Origin of the sequence: Tumebacillus avium (assembly GCF_002162355.1) — a bacterium.
Taxonomy (GTDB): domain Bacteria; phylum Bacillota; class Bacilli; order Tumebacillales; family Tumebacillaceae; genus Tumebacillus_A; species Tumebacillus_A avium.
Genome location: NZ_CP021434.1, coordinates 2,745,365 through 2,762,871, shown reverse-complemented (window position 1 = coordinate 2,762,871; position 17,507 = coordinate 2,745,365). Strand labels below are relative to the sequence as shown.

General features: G+C 52.0%; 18 protein-coding genes. 7 read left to right on the top strand and 11 right to left on the bottom strand.

Features of this window, described 5'->3' with window-relative positions; all coding sequences use genetic code 11:
* Positions 1-49 precede the first annotated feature (49 nt).
* Positions 50-1,846, top strand: a complete 1,797-nt coding sequence (locus CBW65_RS13185) for an AMP-dependent synthetase/ligase (protein WP_087457244.1) — start codon at positions 50-52, stop codon at positions 1,844-1,846.
* Positions 1,847-1,900: 54 nt separating this feature from the next.
* Positions 1,901-3,121, top strand: a complete 1,221-nt coding sequence (locus CBW65_RS13180) for an MFS transporter (RefSeq protein WP_087457243.1) — start codon at positions 1,901-1,903, stop codon at positions 3,119-3,121.
* Positions 3,122-3,149: 28 nt separating this feature from the next.
* Here the strand turns inward: CBW65_RS13180 and CBW65_RS13175 are convergent, their stop codons facing one another.
* From CBW65_RS13175 to CBW65_RS13165, 3 genes are all read right to left on the bottom strand, one after another.
* Positions 3,150-4,184 (bottom strand): two-component system sensor histidine kinase NtrB, encoded by a 1,035-nt coding sequence (locus tag CBW65_RS13175; RefSeq protein ID WP_087457242.1) that lies wholly within the window; start codon positions 4,182-4,184, stop codon positions 3,150-3,152.
* A 150-nt stretch (positions 4,185-4,334) separates the two neighbouring features.
* Positions 4,335-6,143, bottom strand: coding sequence for an oligoendopeptidase F (gene pepF / locus CBW65_RS13170; protein WP_087457241.1), 1,809 nt, complete (start codon positions 6,141-6,143; stop codon positions 4,335-4,337).
* A 27-nt stretch (positions 6,144-6,170) separates the two neighbouring features.
* Positions 6,171-6,380 (bottom strand): DUF3906 family protein, encoded by a 210-nt coding sequence (locus CBW65_RS13165; protein ID WP_087457240.1) that lies wholly within the window; start codon positions 6,378-6,380, stop codon positions 6,171-6,173.
* Between the two features lie 145 nt (positions 6,381-6,525).
* Here CBW65_RS13165 and CBW65_RS13160 point away from each other — a divergent pair, with 145 nt between their 5' ends.
* Together CBW65_RS13160 and CBW65_RS13155 are read left to right on the top strand one after the other, a co-directional pair.
* The gene (locus CBW65_RS13160; RefSeq protein WP_087457239.1) at positions 6,526-7,881 is read left to right on the top strand and encodes an MFS transporter; all 1,356 of its coding nucleotides are present in this window, start codon (positions 6,526-6,528) and stop codon (positions 7,879-7,881) included.
* Positions 7,882-7,883: 2 nt separating this feature from the next.
* Positions 7,884-8,324 (top strand): hypothetical protein, encoded by a 441-nt coding sequence (locus tag CBW65_RS13155; protein WP_087457238.1) that lies wholly within the window; start codon positions 7,884-7,886, stop codon positions 8,322-8,324.
* Between the two features lie 34 nt (positions 8,325-8,358).
* Here the strand turns inward: CBW65_RS13155 and CBW65_RS13150 are convergent, their stop codons facing one another.
* Together CBW65_RS13150 and CBW65_RS13145 are read right to left on the bottom strand one after the other, a co-directional pair.
* Positions 8,359-9,063: a hypothetical protein gene (locus CBW65_RS13150; protein WP_087457237.1), complete on the bottom strand. Its 705-nt coding sequence runs from the start codon at positions 9,061-9,063 to the stop codon at positions 8,359-8,361.
* A 200-nt stretch (positions 9,064-9,263) separates the two neighbouring features.
* A complete protein-coding gene (locus tag CBW65_RS13145; RefSeq protein ID WP_157721935.1) occupies positions 9,264-10,580 on the bottom strand; it encodes a helix-turn-helix domain-containing protein in 1,317 nt (438 codons plus the stop codon).
* A gap of 203 nt (positions 10,581-10,783) precedes the next feature.
* Between CBW65_RS13145 and CBW65_RS13140 the strand changes: the two genes are divergently transcribed.
* Positions 10,784-12,082 carry a helix-turn-helix domain-containing protein gene (locus CBW65_RS13140; RefSeq protein WP_087457235.1) on the top strand — a complete coding sequence of 433 codons (1,299 nt, stop codon included), beginning with the start codon at positions 10,784-10,786 and terminating at the stop codon, positions 12,080-12,082.
* 229 nt (positions 12,083-12,311) lie between these two features.
* Here CBW65_RS13140 and CBW65_RS13135 read toward each other — a convergent pair whose 3' ends face one another.
* From CBW65_RS13135 to greA, 6 genes are all read right to left on the bottom strand, one after another.
* Positions 12,312-12,668, bottom strand: coding sequence for an SMI1/KNR4 family protein (locus CBW65_RS13135; protein ID WP_157721934.1), 357 nt, complete (start codon positions 12,666-12,668; stop codon positions 12,312-12,314).
* A 541-nt stretch (positions 12,669-13,209) separates the two neighbouring features.
* Entirely contained in the window at positions 13,210-13,644 is a 435-nt protein-coding gene (locus CBW65_RS13130; protein ID WP_087457233.1) for a DUF6232 family protein, read from the bottom strand.
* Between the two features lie 327 nt (positions 13,645-13,971).
* Positions 13,972-14,553, bottom strand: a complete 582-nt coding sequence (plsY, locus tag CBW65_RS13125) for a glycerol-3-phosphate 1-O-acyltransferase PlsY (protein ID WP_087457232.1) — start codon at positions 14,551-14,553, stop codon at positions 13,972-13,974.
* A 124-nt stretch (positions 14,554-14,677) separates the two neighbouring features.
* The gene (locus CBW65_RS13120; RefSeq protein ID WP_198299618.1) at positions 14,678-15,574 is read right to left on the bottom strand and encodes a C40 family peptidase; all 897 of its coding nucleotides are present in this window, start codon (positions 15,572-15,574) and stop codon (positions 14,678-14,680) included.
* A 135-nt stretch (positions 15,575-15,709) separates the two neighbouring features.
* On the bottom strand, positions 15,710-16,144 hold the full coding sequence (locus tag CBW65_RS13115) for a GNAT family N-acetyltransferase (protein WP_087457230.1): 435 nt from the start codon (positions 16,142-16,144) through the stop codon (positions 15,710-15,712).
* 12 nt (positions 16,145-16,156) lie between these two features.
* Complete coding sequence (gene greA / locus CBW65_RS13110; RefSeq protein WP_087457229.1) at positions 16,157-16,630, bottom strand: transcription elongation factor GreA; 474 nt, start codon at positions 16,628-16,630, stop codon at positions 16,157-16,159.
* A 378-nt stretch (positions 16,631-17,008) separates the two neighbouring features.
* Between greA and CBW65_RS13105 the strand changes: the two genes are divergently transcribed.
* Positions 17,009-17,236, top strand: a complete 228-nt coding sequence (locus tag CBW65_RS13105; protein ID WP_087457228.1) for a spore coat associated protein CotJA — start codon at positions 17,009-17,011, stop codon at positions 17,234-17,236.
* A complete protein-coding gene (locus CBW65_RS13100; RefSeq protein WP_087457227.1) occupies positions 17,233-17,505 on the top strand; it encodes a spore coat protein CotJB in 273 nt (90 codons plus the stop codon). The genes CBW65_RS13105 and CBW65_RS13100 overlap by 4 nt, the downstream gene beginning before the upstream one ends.
* Positions 17,506-17,507 lie beyond the last annotated feature (2 nt).

Genomic DNA, 17,507 nt, shown 5'->3' with positions numbered 1-17,507 from the left:
TAAACATGAATCACCACACCTGCCCCTCGGAAAAGGAGGACGTGAATTCATGCGAAATTTACCTGCGATGCTCCATGAAACGGTATCCTCGTACTACAATCGCGACGCCTTGCTCTGGAAAGAAGACGGCATCTGGCACCGCATGACGTACAGCGTGTTTTGGCAGCGCATTCAGTCGCTAGCATACGGCTTGCAAAAGCTCGGCATCCAACCGCAAAGCAAAGTCGCCATCCTCTCGGGCAACCGCCCGGCCTGGACGATCGCCGACTACGCCATCCTGTCGCTTGGCGCCATCTCGATTCCGATCTACCCGACCCTGACCGAAGCGCAGATCGGCTACATCCTAGACAACGGCGATGTCGAGATCCTCTTCGCCGAAACCCCCGAGCTCGCCGAAAAAGCCCGCGCCGCCGCCCCCGACAAACTGCGCTATATCATCCTCTTCGAACCGGCCGTCCTCGAAAACAACACCAACATCCTCGCCTACAGCGATGTGCTGGAGACCGGCTTCGAGATGCTGGAAGGCCAGGGTCCGCTCACGACTTGGGAAGACGTTGCGGAAGGCGACACCGCCACGATCTGCTACACCTCAGGCACGACCGGCAATCCGAAAGGCGTCATGCTCACCCACGGCAACCTGATCGCCAACATCGTCGAGACCGGCAAATATATCCCCCTAGACACCAGCGACATCACGCTCTCCCACCTGCCTCTGTCCCACATCTTCGAACGCACCTGCGGCCAATTTACCGCCACGCTCGCCGGCGCCACCATCGCCTACGCCGAAGACATCACCCTCGTCGCCCAAAACATCGTCGAAGTCAAACCCACGCTGCTCATGTCCGTCCCGCGCTTTTATGAAAAAGTCTATGCAGGCGTGATGAAAACTCTCCAGGACTCCTCCGGCTTGCGGCGCTGGCTGTTTAACGTCGCCATCCGATCGGGCGTCAAGCATTCGCAAAAGCCGTCTGTCGGCACTCGCCTGTTCCGCCCGCTGTTCGACAAGCTCGTCTACTCAAAAGTCCGCGAGAAAATGGGCGGCAACCTGCGCCTGCTCGTCTCCGGCGGCGCTGCCCTGTCCCCGTACATCGCCGAGTTCTTTCACGCGATCGGCCTGCCCGTCTCCGAAGGCTACGGACTGACCGAAACTTCGCCGGTCATCTCCACCAACCCGGTCACCGCGATCCGCGTCGGCACGGTCGGGCGCCCGATTCCCGGTCTGGAGATCAAAACGGCAGCGGACGGCGAGATTCTCGTCAAAGGCCCCAGCATCATGAGCGGCTACTACAAGAATCCGCAAGCCACCGCCGAAGCGTTTGACGAAGAGGGCTGGTTTTGCACCGGCGACATCGGCGAGCTCAGCGACGGCTACCTGCGCATCGTCGAGCGCAAGAAAAACATCCTCGTCCTCACCACCGGCAAAAATGTCGCGCCATTCCCGATCGAGTCGGCCTTGGCCCGCAGCCCCTATATCTCGCAGGCCATCCTGTTCGGTGACCGCCGCAAATACGTGACGGCGCTGATCGTGCCCGATTTTCCCGCCTTGCGCCAGTGGGCTGACGAGCAGGATCTCCCGCCCGGCCTGCACAAGCTCCTCCAGCAGCAGGCGGTGAGCGACCTGTTCAACGGCGAGATCGCACGCACGCTGAAAGACTTTGCGCCCTATGAGATCCCGAAAAAATTCAGCTTGCTCACCCGCGACCTGACCCTCGAAGACGGCGAATTGACCCCATCCTTGAAAGTCCGCACCCACGTCCTGCAGACCAATTACCAGGAAGAGATCGATTCGATGTACGAAGAGGACGCAAAAAGCGAAAAAAAAGCTGACAACCTCGCCACCATGTAGTACACTACCTAGAACATTTGAAATTCCTGTAAGTTGTTTGGAGGTACAAAGGTCATGCTTGGCTATTTGCGCTCGCTCTTTTCCCTGCCGCCTGCCGTCCTGTTTTATCTGCTGTCCGAAATGCTGTTTGGCGTCGGCATCGGCATGGCGGTCATCTTAAACTTTCACTATCTGGAACTCGGCTTCACCACGGCGACGATCGGCATCTCGCTCGCCTGCTACACGCTGACCGTCGCTGCCGTGTCCTATCCGGCCGGCATGATCACCGACCGGTTTGGTTCAAAATTCACGATGCTGTTCGGCTCGGCATTCGTTGTGCTTGGCTATGTGCTGATCGGATTTGTCGAGACGCCGCTCACGCTGTATCTGGCACAGATCGTGTCCGGCTTTGGCTTCTCGTTTGTCATCGCCTGTGAATTCCCGTACATCATGTCGCTGTGCGAGAAAAAGGAAGACGAGACGACCGCCTACAGCCTGCTTGTCTCCGCCTTCACCTTGGCGCTGGCGCTCGGCAACATCCTCGGCACCAAACTGCCCGCCCTGCTGCCGCCCGGCAACACGATGTATCAGAGCACCGTCTTTTTGATCGCCGTCGCTTTTGCGATCATGCTGCTCATGCGCTGCTTCCTCCCCGCGAAAAGCAAACGGGTCGCCGAAGAGGAATCGAAGAGCCCGAAGAGAGTCAGCTGGAAGGTCATCCCAAGCAAGCAGGTGATGATCTACGTGCTGTTCGCCACCACCAACGGCTTCATCTGGCAGCTGCTCGGGCCGTTTGAAAACGTCATCCTGCGCGAACGCTATACGCTCAGCGACGACGCGATCGGCTACATGCTGGCGGTGAACTCGTTCCTGCTCTTCCTCGCTTCGCTGTTCACACCGTATCTGATGAAGACTTCATGGCGGCGCGTCGGCTTGTACAGCGCCTATGCGCTCCTGCTGATCTGCATGCTGCTGATGGGCTTTAACGTCATCGTCTATGCCTTCTATCTGTTCCTGCTCGGCAAAGGGTTCAGCGGCACGCTGTTCAACTCGTTCATCGACTCCTCGATGATGAAAGCGACAGCCGACGACGAACGCGGCCTGCACTCCGGGCTGCGCAACCTGTTCCGCTCGGCGGCAGGCGCGTTGTCCTCCATGTTGGCCGGATACCTGCTGCTCGGCGGCGACTACAACTCGATCTATTTTGTCACCTTCTTAATTCTCGCCGTGCAAGCGTTCCTGTATTTCTTCCTGGTGCGCCATCAATTGCAAAAAGACCTCAACGAAGCGTTTTAAAAAAGGAGTCCCGCAAAGGGACTCCTTTTTAGCGCAACGGAACTTGCAGCACGACGACCGTTCCCCGGCCTTCGCGCGAATACATGCGAAACCGGCAGCCGTTGCGGGCGGCCAGGCTCTCGCAGATCGCGAGGCCAAGGCCCGTTCCGTTTTCTTTGGTTGTAAAAAAGGCGTCGCGGACCTGGCGCAGCAACTGCTTGGACATGCCCGACCCGTTGTCGACGATAAACAGGGCGGCATGATCTCTGCGCCGCCGCAGGTGCACCTGCACCTGTTTGTTGGGATGCGCTTCCGTAAACGCATCAAAGGCATTGCGGATCAGATTGACCACGATCTGCTTCCACTCCGTGCGGTTGAGCAGCACCGGGATCGGGTCTGCTTCATGGTGCAAGGTAAACTCAATTCCGTTCAATATCGCTTCCGAATCGCACAGGCCGTTGAGATCGCGGATCGTTTCCAGCAGATCGAACTCCTTCTGTCCGTCGGTGTGTTGCAGATCTTTCTTGCTGAGCTGCAGGAACTGCTGGACGATCTTGTCGATATGGTCGACCTCGCGCAGGATCAGCGGCAGATAGGGATGCTGATGATCTCGCTCCCAGAGCTGCAAAAAGCCTTTGATCACCGTGAGCGGATTGCGAATCTCATGCGCTGCGCCTGCCGCCATCTCGCCGATGGTGACCAGCCGCGCCGACCGCACCAGATGCTGCTCCATCTCTTTGACCGCCGTGATGTCCGAAAAGGCCATGGTGGCCCCCAGCACCTCTCCGTGGTCGCCGCGCATCAGCCAGGTGTTGATCAACAACCACTGCATCTGCCCGCACACTTCAATCTGCACTTCATAGTTGCGAAACTCGATCTGTCTTTCCAGCGTCAATTGAATCGTCCGCTCATTGGCGCGCGGGCGGAACACATCGTCGATGTTTCGGCCCAGCACATGCTCCACCGGCAAACCCATGATGTTCGCCGCCGCTTCGTTATAGCGGATGATCGTCATCGTATTGTCGATGGCGACAAGTCCCAACGGCATCGAATCGAGTATTGTTTCTGACAGGGCTGATGTCATCTCTCAAACACCTCTTGCACAACCTGCTCATTTTCTGAAAGCTTACTCTATTAAAGTTCTTCACTTTTCCTGTAGATTCCTTTTTTTGTTCGATAAAACAAGAAAAAGCACCCTGTAATCAGGGTGCCTTTTTTACTATTTACAATAGCTTTACTGTTCGTTGATCAACGCTTCCAGTTCATCCAGACGCTCCACAAACACTTTGAACGCGTCGTGGATCGGCTGCGGGGAAGACATGTCGACGCCTGCGCCTTTCAGCAGGTCGATCGGATCTTCCGACGAGCCTTTTTTGAGGAAGTTCAGGTAGCGTTCCACAGCCGGAGCGCCTTCCTCTTGGATTTGGCGAGCCAGCGCTGCAGCAGCTGCGAAGCCGGTCGCGTATTTGTACACGTAGAACGCATCGTAGAAGTGCGGGATGCGCGCCCACTCGTTTTTCAGTTCCTCATCGAGGGTCAGCACCGGGCCGTAGTACTTGATGTTCAGGTCGAGGTACACCTGGGACAGCAGGTCGGCATTGAGCGGGTGACCTTCTTCGACGAGGCCGTGCACGATCTTCTCGAACTCGGCAAACATCGTCTGGCGGAACATCGTCGAACGGTACTGGTCGAGCGAATGAGTCAGCAGGTACATGCGCTTCTGCTTGTCGGTCTCCTCGCGCAGCATCTTGGAGAGCAGGAGGTTCTCGTTCAAGGTCGAAGCCACTTCCGCGACAAAGATCGTGTAGTTGCCGTAGATGAACGGCTGGGTCTTCATCGTGTAGTAGGAGTGCATGGAGTGACCCAGTTCGTGAACGGTGGTGAACACGTCATCCAGCGTCTCGGTGTAGTTCAGGAACAGGAACGGCGGCGAGGTGTAGGTGCCCCAGGAGTAAGCGCCGCTGCGCTTGCCTTCATTTGGGAACACGTCGACCCAGCGCTCGTCAAACGCGCGCTGCACGGTGGTGACATACTCTTCGCCCAGCGGCTGCAGCGCGTCGAGCGACATCGTTTTGCCTTTTTCCCACGGGATCGTCATGTCGACCGATTCAACCATCGGCACGAAGAAGTCGTAGTAGTGCAACTCGTCGACGCCGAGCACCTTCTTGCGCAGTTCGAGGTAGCGGTGCAGGTGCGGCAGGTTGTCGTGGTTGGCCTGGATCAGGTTGTTGTACACGTCAACCGGCACGTTGTCACCGGACAGCGCCGCTTCCAGCGTGGTGTTGTATTTGCGCGTCTTCGCGTAGAAGACGTTTTTCTTGACGTTGTTGTTGTACGTGGAGCCCAGCGTGTTGCGGAACTGGCCGTATGCGCTAAACAGCGACTTGAATGCGCGCTCGCGCAGGGTGCGGTCTTTCGATTCGAGCAGGTTGCGGTAGCGGCCTTCGTTGACTTCGTGCTCGTTGCCTTCCGAGTCCTGCACGGACGACATTTTCAGGTCAGCGTTCGAGAACATCGAGAAAATCGAGCCCGGCGCTTCGGCGATCTCGCTGACTTTCGCCAGCACTTCTTCCACTTCCTGAGACAGCACATGCTCTTTTTCGCGAAGCAGGCGGGTGAAGACGATCTTGTACATGCGCAGATCTTCATTTTCGTCCATGAAGCGCTCCAGCGTGCCCTCCGGCAGGCCAAGCAGTTCCGGGTTGACGAAGGACAGTTCGCTCGACACTTCGGCCGCCAGCATCGACGCGCGGTCGGAGAGGCCCTGGTAGAACGAATCGCCGGTGTTTTGGTGGTAGCGCATATGTGCGTAGACAAATACGTTGTCGAAGGTCAGCCCGATCTTTTCATTCAGGCGCATCCATTCGAGCAGGGTGGAAGCCCCTTCGCCGAGACGGCCGCGGTACTGGGCCACTTCCGGCAGCAGGTCCTGCACTTTTTTGAAATCAGCTTCCCACGCGTCGTTGGTCGCGTACATCGCTTCCAGGTTCCATTTTTCATGTTCCGCAACTTGGTCGCGGGTCAACAATTTGTTGGTCGACAAGGCATGGTTCCCCCTTTGATATGTATATCAGTTCGTTGTTTCCACAACATAGCCGGACCCTTTTTCGGCCCGCTTTTTCTCAATGATGGCAAACTCGTCGATCGTGATCAGGCCCAGGGCACTGCGTTCGAGCAGAGCTTCTGCCGAGGCAAACGCTCCCTCCTCATCTTCGGCGAGGACAAACAGTTGAGAATCAGGGAATCCTTTCCCTTTTGCTTCGAGACGGTACAAGAACATCCAGACTCCCCCTTCTACCAGCAATTATACCTGAACTTTTATTTTTCTGTAAAATTATAGTTCTGGGGGCAGGTTTTTCTGCGTACATCCTTGAACAAGTACAAGATTTCAAAAATTCACTCTCATCCCCTGAAGGAGGATTCGCATGGAACCGCAGATTGAACGCGGCACTTCCCGCAACGCAAGTCTGTTCTTCTCCTTGCCGATTTTGGCATGGGCCATGTACGACCTCGCCAACACGATCTTTTCGATGAACATCGTCTCCCGCTATTTCCCGCTGTTTGTGACCGAAACGCTGGGTCAGGAAGACATCATGTTCTCCTTCGCCGTGTCGATCTCGATGATCTTCATCGCACTGCTTTCGCCTTTGTTCGGCGTGCTGATCGATGTGCGGCAGAAAAAGCGTCCTTATCTGATCACCTTTGCTTTGACGTCGATTGTCGCAACGGGTGCAATCGGGGTAGTTGGACAGATGCTTGGCACTCATCCTTCCATTTTATATGTAGGATTGGGACTTTTTATCCTCGCCAACTTCGCGTATAACGCATCGCTGATCTTTTACAACGCGCAGATCACCGACCTTGGCTCCCGCTCCGAGATGGGGCGCATCTCCGGATTTGGCGTGGCGCTTGGCTATGTCGGGACGATCATCGGGCTTTTGGCGATCACCCCGTTTGTCACCGGCGGCGTGCCGGACTGGGTGTCGAAGGTGCTGTACTTAGCGCCCGTTGCGCCGGGCACGGAAGGCGGCGTCAATCTAAACGCGTTTGTGCCAACCGCCTTGATGTTCCTCGTCTTCTCCCTGCCCCTGTTCTTCATGGTCAAAGACCGCCGCGACGCTGCGGCGGACGGACAGGCGTTTCAAGGCTCGATCGTCAAAGAAGGCTACAGCCGCGTCTGGCGCACCTTCAAGTCGGCGAAAGAGTACAAAGGGCTGTTCCGCTTCCTGATCGCCTACTTCTTCTTCACCGATGCGATCAACACGGTCATCGCCTTCATGTCGGTCTATGCGCAGGGCGTGATGGGCTTGTCGGCGTCGCAGCTGACCCTGTTCCTGCTGGTGGCGACGGCGTTTGCGGTGGTCGGGTCGTTTATCATGGGCTTTGTGACCGACAAGATCGGTTCGAAGAAATCGATCTATGTCGTGCTCTGGCTGTGGGTGGTGGCGCTGATCATCGCGTCGGTGGCGAACACGATGCCGCTGTTCTGGGTGACCGGCATCCTGATCGGGATCGGCATGGGCTCGACCTGGGTGTCGACGCGCACCTTGATCGTCGAGCTGTCCCCGGTCGAGAAGCGCGGCGAGTTCTTCGGCCTCTTCTCCCTCTCCGGCAAAGTCTCCGCGATCATCGGCCCGATGGTCTGGGGCGTGATCACCTACCTGCTCCGCGACTACGGCGACCTCGGTTCGCGCATCGCGATCCTCTCGCTGCTCCTGTTCGTCCTGATCGGAATGTGGCTGATGCGCAAAGTGCCGGACGGGTCGAAGGAGATCGTGTAAGCATGAGCATGAGCAGAAATGCAAGACGAGCAGGGTCCCTGACCCTGCTCGTGCTTTTGCTCAGCTGCCTGCTGTTGTACCTGATGTACCTGCCCCGCTTTCACCTTGTCCATCAAGATCTGGCCAAGCTGCAAACGAACCTCGACATCACCCTCGAACAGCCGGCCGACACGCCCGCGCTCTCCAAGCGCGAGATCTACAAAATCGCCACCGGCCGCACCTTCGCCGACCCCAAGCACAAGGTCGGCATCGAATACTGGCTGCTCAGCGGCCAAGACCGTTATCAAAAGCGCCCTGTCTATATCGTCACGCTGTACGGCCACTTCCCCGTCAAAGGCGTACCTTCGTCCAAACCGGGCGACGCACCTCCGGACCATACCGAGTCCAACTTGGTGTATGACGCGAATACAGGGCAGCAGTTGTTTGGGTTTCGATACAGATAAAAAGACCCTCATCCGAGGGTCTTTTTACATATTTCTAATTATCCTTTGAGATACCAGCTAATTCTTCTCTCATCAATGTTTTCAGACGATCTAATTGTCCCGGTCTTTGCAATTCAAGTATTTGGATATTTTTTACATCCTCTTTATCCCGTGATTCGTAGTAATACAGCAATTGATCAATGATATTTAGTACATCCTTTGATGACTTTGAAACTTCATCCGATAGGTACAGCTCATTTATTAGGAGAAGATTCCGGGCTTCGTTTATTGAATGCCATGCCTTTTGAAAATCAATCATCAAAATGTATTCCTTCATCTCCTTTATTGCCTTTCTTCTGTTAGACTCCAACATCTCAAGAAGATATTTCATTTTCCCCGAAACAACCTTCTTATCCGTCATATACTTCTCTAAATCCTCTTTTGAAAACTCTTCAAACGATAATTCTGACTTGAATCCTCCAGAGAAACTGAGTACCTTCCCATTAGCAATCAATATTAATTTATACAACTCTTGATATGCTTCGTGCTTCTTCGAAGTAAAGAGAGAAAAATCTTGAATCCTCCGCTGAAAATCAAATTTTGTTTCCTCAGTGATAAGCATTAAAGTGTGCCTATGACTCTCAAGATTCTTATCAAAAAGGTTTTTAATTTTATTTCTTATAAAGGTCTGAAATAGAAAAGTTCCAATGCCACTTGTTACTAACACAGATAATAATACTGAGTACCAGTCGATTTGCACCAAAACACCTCCAATAAAGATATTAAAATAAACCCTCCTCAACATGAGAGAAGGGCTTTTCCACCTAATTTTAGGTGAATAATTTCGAAATAGTTAACGGGCCAGGGGTGTCAATATATGCCTCCTCTTTGCTTTGTAGATCAACGACCCCCAGCAGAACTGTAACGATAAACAGTAATCCGATTATTTTTTTCACGAAGTCAAATCCCCTTTTTACTATAATCAAGAAGTAGTGCATTACATTCCTTAGAAAGTTGCAATGCCTTTTCCAAATGACCTAACTGATGATATGAATCAACAGCTAATTGTAGTGCCATTGCCTGTTCTTTCAGTAAACCAATTGTAGCAAATATTTCCGATGCAATAAATGCATCGCTTAGCGATTGATCAAAACTCTGACTTTTATAATAAAATTCTGCCCGAATTCTATGAAAGACGCCTGTGACTGCTTCTTGATGTAAAGCATAGTTGTTTACTAGTTCCCCAGCTTGATTGAGACAAACTGACCCCTCATCCCATCTTTGAAGTCTAAGATTTATCTCTGCTGCTTTGGAATAGATCAAAACCATTCTTGAATAATCCTTTTCACAAGCCAAGATCGGGATACATTTCATTAGTTGCTCCAAGGCTAGCTCTGGATCTTCTTTTGCAGTGATTTCCGAAGCTATAGTATGTTCAACAATCGCTAATAGCCGGTTTTGGTTTTTGATTTGCAAAAGCGCCTTCGCGTAATTAAAATACTCGATTGCCTTTTCGAACTCTTGGAGATGCTGATAGGCGATCCCTTGTGAGATCGTCGTGTGAACCAACTCATCTGCTTTGTTGTTCTCTTTGAAGTAACAATAGGAGCGTTCGAAGTAATAGATCGATTCCTGAAAGCTCTCTTGTTTCAGAAGGGTGACAGCAACGTTGTAGGAGATTTTAGCAGCTAATGCATCGAAGTGTACAAATTGATTAATGAGATCGTATGCTTTCCGGTAGTTGTAATGGGCATTTGTGAAGTGCTGTTTTTGAAAATACGAACTGCCCATGATATTTCTGATCTTTGCAAGGATATGTACGTCTCGGTAGTTATCCGATTCCAGTTTATCCGCTAATGGTTGAAGGATAGCAAGACTTTCATCATATCGGCCAAGTTGATATTTGCATTCTCCATCAAGTGTTTGTAAAAGCGTCTGATCTGCACGAGACAAATTTTCTAGTGTACCAAGTACAGCGATGATCGCCTCAGCTTGTGTGGGACTTTTCGATTCCAATAAGACCTCCACCAGCTTCAACCGGCTTACCAGTTCAAAGTATTGATCCTCCTGTTGCAAAATCTCCATGACTGGCACTTTGAAAATCGTTGCTACTTTATTCAAAAGTTCAGGCGATGCTGTCGCCTTCCCTTTTTCAATTTGGCTTATCCAGCGGTCCGACACGCCTACCTGTTCAGCAAGGTCGACTTGACTCAAACCTCTCTCAATCCTCAGTCTCCTAATTCTTTGACCAACACTCTCGATCTCCTGAACACCCACATAATTTCTCTCCTTTTGTGAAAAGTCCCTATAAATATAATACCCAGACTCATTTGTTTACACAACCGATATTAACCAAATCGAACTTAACCAGTATTAATCCCAAGTACTTGTTCTGGTATTGCTTGGGGGAAACTTCGACTTCTATACTCGTTTTAAACGAGACAATGGATATTTAAAACATTTGTGAAAGAGGTGGAGTGATGAATTCTCTTGGACAGAGAATCCGGGACTTGAGACAAAAGAAGGGACTTACCCAGATTGATCTTGGTAAAGACATATGTACACCCAGCATGATTTCTCAGATTGAAAGCGATCGTGCCCGCCCTTCCTACAAAGTTTTATACGCAATCGCCGATCGTCTTGAAGTTCCTTTGGAACACTTGCTCAAAGACGTCGGGCTTGGACTTGAACATAGCAGCAAGTACAAGATGGCAGTGGGTCTTGTTCGTTCGAAAGAGTTTCGTTCTGCGATTCCCCTTCTGAAAGAATTGCTAACATCGGACAATCACCATATCTCTAAAATTAAGCTTCAGCTTGAAATCGCCTACTGCTATCTAGAGCTAGGCAATGCATCTGAAGCAATTCCTCATCTAACACAAGTGTACGAGTGGGCATTTATCCGTAACGACAAAGAACTTCTCATCCTCTCACAGCTTCATCTCGGGAGCGCATATCGCAAGAATAATGACTATGCCATCGCCATATACCACACAACGAACGCTTATGAGGAGATAGAGAAGACTGAGAACATTGATTCATCACTTCGGGCAAAAGTTCTCGTACAGTTGGCAAGCCTTTACGAAAATACAGGCAGACTCTCCCAAGCGACCGATTTTTACGAAAAGGCGTTGCATCTACTCGAACTCAATACGCTTGATCGCGGAAAAATGTTACTCAAATTGGCCGATGCTCATTATCGTCGAGGGAACTTTGAAAGTGCGGATGAATGTGCCACAAAAGCATGTCTGCTACTTGAAGAACAAAACGATGCCGACCTGTATCAAGAGTGGGCACAAAAATTGATAATGCTCACACGTAGCAAGCACGATGTGGAACGCTCCATAAAAGAATTGCTCCTGCTAACCGAAAAATATGAGGAGAAAGGAGATACAACAAGAACCGGTCAAGTTTTGGCAGATTTGGCCCTTATCTATGTAGAAAACGGTGAATTCGATCAAGCATGGATACACGCGAAAAAAGCAAAGCTCAAACTACCTCCACAGCACTCTACAATGGGACATGTTTTTCACATTCTTGCCCTGATTTGTTTCGAGCAACAGGATACAAACAAAGGCACTGCATACCTTGATAACGCAATTGCCATTTTTAAACGCAACGGCAAACTCGATCAACTAGAGGAAGTCACAATGTGTCTCTGTCACTTCTTGCGCGATCAAGGGAGGCATCAGGAGTCTTTTGAACGGTTAGAGCAGTTTCATCAGTATTTGATGGAACAATTAGAACAACGAGGAATCTTCCTTCGTAGCCCCCAAAAATGATCCGTCTAGCAAGCAATCAAATACAGAAAAAGCTGCCGATTATTAGGCAGCTTTTTCTGTATTTATCATTTCCAAAACCAAAACTCCGCCCCTTGAGCAATAATATAACGATCCAGCCAAGTGGAAAAGTTCGAGTTGAGATAGACCGCATGCTCATACTGGGTCAAACAGCTTTGCCAAAACAGATAGTCTTCACGTCCTGCCTTGCAACGCTCCGAATCAATACAGATCAAAATTGGAAATTGGCGTAACCAACTGGATACGCAAAATCGGGCAAAACATCATAAGCATTGTTTGCAAGGAAAATTCTTTCGGTAGAGAGCAGTTCCATCCCACCACCGTTACGAGGATGGGTGAAGAGCATGGCTCCGTTATGGCGCTCGAGGAAGGCTTTGTAATCAGGAGGCAATACCCATCCTTTATGTTCGCTGAATGCATGCAGCTCCTTCCTACTGGCAGGTTCTTGAAAGCGGAAAGTGACGTTTTCCAGATGACCCGACTCAAGTTGAACAACAATTTCCGGGGAAGTCTGTAGTCGCTTTTTTAAAGCCTCGATAGCCAACATGCCGTTGTATACTTCTTCCAAACTGACCAAGCCCTTTCGAGAAGATTTCCAACTCTATTCTTATATCTTCAAGGGCAATGAAGTGAGTCCTTTTTCGGATTACTTGTGGCTTCTAACCGAACAAGACCGTTCTAAAAGCGCCATCCTGATGACAAAAACCCATTTGTCGAGCGTCGTGTAGCTTTTTGTAGAAGATTGGAATAGCATGCCTATGTGAACCCAATCAGGTAGCATGAGGAGGCGTTCAATCTTGTGTAGAAAAAGAAGACGGTCGGCGTATCCACAAGGAACCAATCTCTTGGCAAATGTTAATCCGCAGCAGACTTATGCATTTGTTCCTTTTTGTCCGTCGGGTTGGATTTTAGTTTGTGACGAGAGAGGGTGCCGATGCCTCCTTCCCTCCGCCATGGGCGTCAAGTCTATCGCACCTGATGTACCATGCGGAATCGGTTATCATAGAGTTTGCAATGCAACAGGCTGCTGGTGTGAACGTGATAGAATCTGCATTCAGGGTTATTGCTACCAGATCGCATAGCTAGTCAAACAAGCATCAAAAAGACCCTCATCCGAGGGTCTTTTCTTGTTCGCGTCTGGAAAGCGCCGCATTGATCTCGTCGAGCAGCAGCACGGCCGCCTTGGCATCCTGCGTCGAGAACGCATCTGCCACGCCGGACGAGGAGCCGAGGCGCAGGATGTACTGGGTCTGCTTGCGCCCTTGCAGCCAGATCAGCAAAATGCAGAGCGCTGCCGCCGCGAAGCCGGCCATGCGCAAGGCATCCGATACGGCAAAGGTCAGGATGCGCTCTTGCAGCGCCAGGTACGACCCGAAACAGACAACGAAATAATAGAACAGCACATTTTTGCGCGTCACACTTTTCTTGATATCAACCGTTGTCACCTGCTCGCTGACGAACGTCTTCTGTCCGAAGCGCAGCACCTTGTCCGAAATCAGCACGTCGGTGCCGCTCACTTGCTCCTGAAAATAGATCTGCTCCATGATCAGTCCCCCTCCCTGATACATACTGGGACAGGCACGAAAAAATGCTTCCCGTGTATCAACAGGAAACTCAAAGGTATTCGGGAAATAAGTATATACATATTTGTCAAACATTTGAATTCATAAGGAGGTCAAAAAATGGGTTGGGCAATCACACTGGTAATTGCATATCTTCCTGTGTTCTACATGTTGAATATGAGAATCCGTAAACTTGAGGAACGGGTAGAAGAGTTGGAAAGAGAGAAAAAATGAAACAACAGGCTGCCCGGCTATTCGAATTAAAGACCCCAATTCTTTTAGAATCGGGGTCTTTATTCATTCGTCATTCTACATCCAGGTGATCTTGCGCTCACTACCGTTTACGATCCGTTCGATGTTGGCGCGGTGCAGCCAGAGAATAAATACGACAAGGGCAAAGGTGACGATCGAAAGAATTTTATCACCGAAGAAGATCGCATATGTATGGGCGAAGATCACGGCCAGAATCGAGGCCAGCGAGACATACTTGGACAGGTAAAGCGTCGAGAAAAAGCCTACCGCCGCGATTGCAAAGCACAAGGGGCTGACCAGCAGCAGGACGCCGGCCGATGTCGCCACCGCTTTGCCGCCGCGAAACCCGGCGAAGATCGGGAAACAATGCCCGATCACAGCAGGCAGACCTGCGAGCATCGGGTGCAGATCGACGTTCATCGTATACGGCAGCGCCGCTGCAGCCGTCCCTTTCAGCACGTCGATCACCGTCACGATCAGACCGGCCGTCAAGCCCAGCGAACGGAATGTATTGGTGCCTCCCAAGTTGCCGCTGCCGACGGTGCGGATATCGACGCCGTAGCCCAATTTGCCGACGATCAAGGCGGTCGGAATCGAACCGAGCAGATAACTGATGATCAGTAACCATAACACTGTCATGAAACGTTGTGCCTCCTTCATCTGTTGCAGGCATGTCCAATCTTGGAACTCTTACCGCTTATTGTAGCACAAAACCGGCCGGGAACTCATCCGGCCGGTCAAAGGTGCCATTACCCCTATTGGATCAGATACGCACTGCTGTCTGGTACACGCCCGACCAGTACGGATTGTCGAGCGCTGCCACCATGATCCCGCGGTCCGCATCCGCATGGATGAACTGCCCGTTGCCGATGTAAATTCCCGCATGCGACGTCGCCGCACCGCCGCAGGAGAAGAAGATCAGGTCGCCCGGCTGCAAGTTCGCCTGCGAGACCTGCACTCCCGCGCCCAGCTGCGCATACGTTGTACGAGGCAGCTCGACGCCCAACTGCTTATAAACGAATTGTATGAAGCCGGAACAATCAAATCCCCCAGGCGTCCTGCCCCCGTATTTATACGGCACGCCCTGATACTGCATCGCCACCGATACCGCTTTGCCGCCCTGCGGCGCGGTCGCACCCGATCCTTGCTGCAGCGTCGGAGCCGGACTGCTCACCGGCTGACTCCCCTGCGGCTGCTCTGCTTGCACCTCTTGAGCGGGCGCCGGCAGTTCTGCGACCTCCTCCTGCATCTGCTGTGGCACAACCGGCGGCAGGTTCATCCCGCTGCGGCTGGCGACCAGCATCGGCGAGGCGAACTCGTGCACTTCCTCGTGCACGTCCTCCTGCTCCCCAAACTCATGAACTTCCAGCTCATCAAGCACCAGCCTGCTGGCGATCCCTTCCGACAGGTCCGCCTCCGGGGCGGGCACAAACGGCTGCCACACCAATGCCTCCTGCTCTTGCCAAAGCTGTTGAATCTTCGCCGTCGCCACCGGATATGGCGGCACCTCCTGCAGGGCCAGCAAAGGCATCGGCAGCCCGGTCCTGTGATGAACCGTGGCATCCGCACGCTTCAGCCCGACGCTTGCCGCGACTGCGTGCTGCTCGAGCAGCATGGACGAGAAGAGACCTATGACCAGACCTTTTTTCCAATTCTCCATTCTCGACCTCCCCGAAACCATAAAGTTGATGTACCAGAGCATTCGTAACAAGATATTCAGCCTCTGTGGGCGGACTAGCCTGGAAATTTTTTAACAAAACAAAAACGGCCCGGCTGCCGAAGCAGCCAAGCCGTCTTAGTTGCTGTCCAAATATTTCTTGAAAGCGCGGGAGACGTCGCCGTCATAACCCTGTTTGGCAAAGAATTGATGCGCATCCTGCCGGTTCTTGTGACTCAGCAGCATGATCTTCGTCGCCCGGTGTTCACGGGCGAGGTTGTCGACCTCTTCCAGCAAACGCCGGCCGATGCCGTTCCCCCGCCGCTCCGGGTCAACGATCAGATTCTCCACCACCGCGTACGGCAGGGTGCCAAACATCGGGTCTGGGCAGAAGTTGACAAACACACTGCCGTCGACGCTTCCGTCCGTCTCATGCACGAGGAGAAAATGGTGCGGGTCCTCTGAGATCGCTTCGATGCGCGAGGCGATCACGCGAACCGGCTCTTCCGGGCACAGGTGTTCATAAAGTCGCTGTACGGCCGCTCTGTCCTCAGCGGTTGCTCCTCGAATCAAACCCGGCCGCCCCTAAACGATCTCGACAACTTCGAATTCGATCTGGCCGCCCGGCGTATTCACCGTGATCTTGTCGCCCACAGTGCGCCCGATCACCGCCGACCCGATCGGAGATTCGTTGGAAATCTTGCCGTCAAACGGATCAGATTCGGTCGAACCGACAATCGTATACGTTTCAAAATCGCCGTCCGGCAATTCCTTCAGCTTCACAGTCGAACCGATCGCGACCATCGATTTGTCATCGCCGCCCGGCTCGATGATCCGCACATTGCGCATCATTTTCTCCAGCTGCACGATGCGCGACTCGACGAACGCCTGCTCATCTTTAGCTGCATCATATTCTGCGTTTTCACTCAAGTCACCGTAAGAAACTGCGATCTTGATCCGTTCCGCAACTTCTTTGCGCTTGGAGCTTTTCAGAAAATCCAATTCTTCTTCTAATTTCATGAGCCCTTCACGGGTCAGAAATACCTCTTTGTCGCTCATTTCGTTCCTCCTCTGGAAATTGTTACTCCCAATAGAGTGTTACAGGAGACGATTCCTAATACACGTAATCCATTATATATCGCAAGAAGCCGCTAGACAAACATTGTTTCCATATCTATTTTTTTCAAGCGGCCAACCGCAACGATTGGATGAAAATAATTTTGAGCGTTTTACGAAAACAGCAGTTAACAACACAGGAATTGCAGATTTTAGATTTAGGATTGAGCAAGTATAAAAAATCGACGGGTGTCGCATGGTTATTCTGGTTCTTCCTTGGCGGCATCGGCGGTATCGCAGGTCTTTTTTTGATCTCTCCGCACCTGTGCGGATGTCCCTGCATACTGTGGGGTAACACGACAAACGGGAGGTTGTGCCCACATGTTTACCCGTCGTAAAGTTTACGAACCGTATGTGTCACCGTTTGACCCCTGCCCGCCGATCACGCCCAAGACCTACCAGACGCCTCCTCAGCTTTATATGCCTGTACAGCCGCCCAATCTCCCGCAATTCGACCCGTACACAGCGCTGATGAAAGGAACGCTCTGGCCGATGTACTACGACCCGTATGACGGGCGCGTGGAAGGAAAGAAGGTGGAGAAGCAATGACGCATCATCAAAAACAGATGCCCGAAGAGTATTACAAACTCCTGCTCGACCTGCAGGCGGTCGACTTCGTGCTGGTCGAACTCAACCTGTATCTCAACACGCATCCCACCGATCGGAAAGCGATTGAACAATATAACTTTTATGCCCAAAAGAAGCAGCAGCTCAAACAGCAGCACGATGCAAAATTTGGCCCGCTGCAGGGTTTTGGCAACTCCTTCTCCAAAGAACCGTTTGAGTGGGGAGATGCACCCTGGCCGTGGCAAGTGTAAGG

Bases quoted from the DNA above. Each gene is read 5' to 3' on its own strand.
- CBW65_RS13165 (WP_087457240.1), bottom strand. From the start codon at position 6,380: ATGTTCTTGTACCGTCTCGAAGCAAAAGGGAAAGGATTCCCTGATTCT.
- CBW65_RS13180 (WP_087457243.1), top strand. From the start codon at position 1,901: ATGCTTGGCTATTTGCGCTCGCTCTTTTCCCTGCCGCCTGCCGTCCTG.
- CBW65_RS13105 (WP_087457228.1), top strand. From the start codon at position 17,009: ATGTTTACCCGTCGTAAAGTTTACGAACCGTATGTGTCACCGTTTGAC.
- greA (WP_087457229.1), bottom strand. From the start codon at position 16,630: ATGAGCGACAAAGAGGTATTTCTGACCCGTGAAGGGCTCATGAAATTA.
- CBW65_RS13160 (WP_087457239.1), top strand. From the start codon at position 6,526: ATGGAACCGCAGATTGAACGCGGCACTTCCCGCAACGCAAGTCTGTTC.
- CBW65_RS13100 (WP_087457227.1), top strand. From the start codon at position 17,233: ATGACGCATCATCAAAAACAGATGCCCGAAGAGTATTACAAACTCCTG.
- CBW65_RS13120 (WP_198299618.1), bottom strand. From the start codon at position 15,574: ATGGAGAATTGGAAAAAAGGTCTGGTCATAGGTCTCTTCTCGTCCATG.
- CBW65_RS13185 (WP_087457244.1), top strand. From the start codon at position 50: ATGCGAAATTTACCTGCGATGCTCCATGAAACGGTATCCTCGTACTAC.
- CBW65_RS13140 (WP_087457235.1), top strand. From the start codon at position 10,784: ATGAATTCTCTTGGACAGAGAATCCGGGACTTGAGACAAAAGAAGGGA.
- CBW65_RS13155 (WP_087457238.1), top strand. From the start codon at position 7,884: ATGAGCATGAGCAGAAATGCAAGACGAGCAGGGTCCCTGACCCTGCTC.
- plsY (WP_087457232.1), bottom strand. From the start codon at position 14,553: ATGACAGTGTTATGGTTACTGATCATCAGTTATCTGCTCGGTTCGATT.
- CBW65_RS13130 (WP_087457233.1), bottom strand. From the start codon at position 13,644: ATGGAGCAGATCTATTTTCAGGAGCAAGTGAGCGGCACCGACGTGCTG.
- CBW65_RS13175 (WP_087457242.1), bottom strand. From the start codon at position 4,184: ATGACATCAGCCCTGTCAGAAACAATACTCGATTCGATGCCGTTGGGA.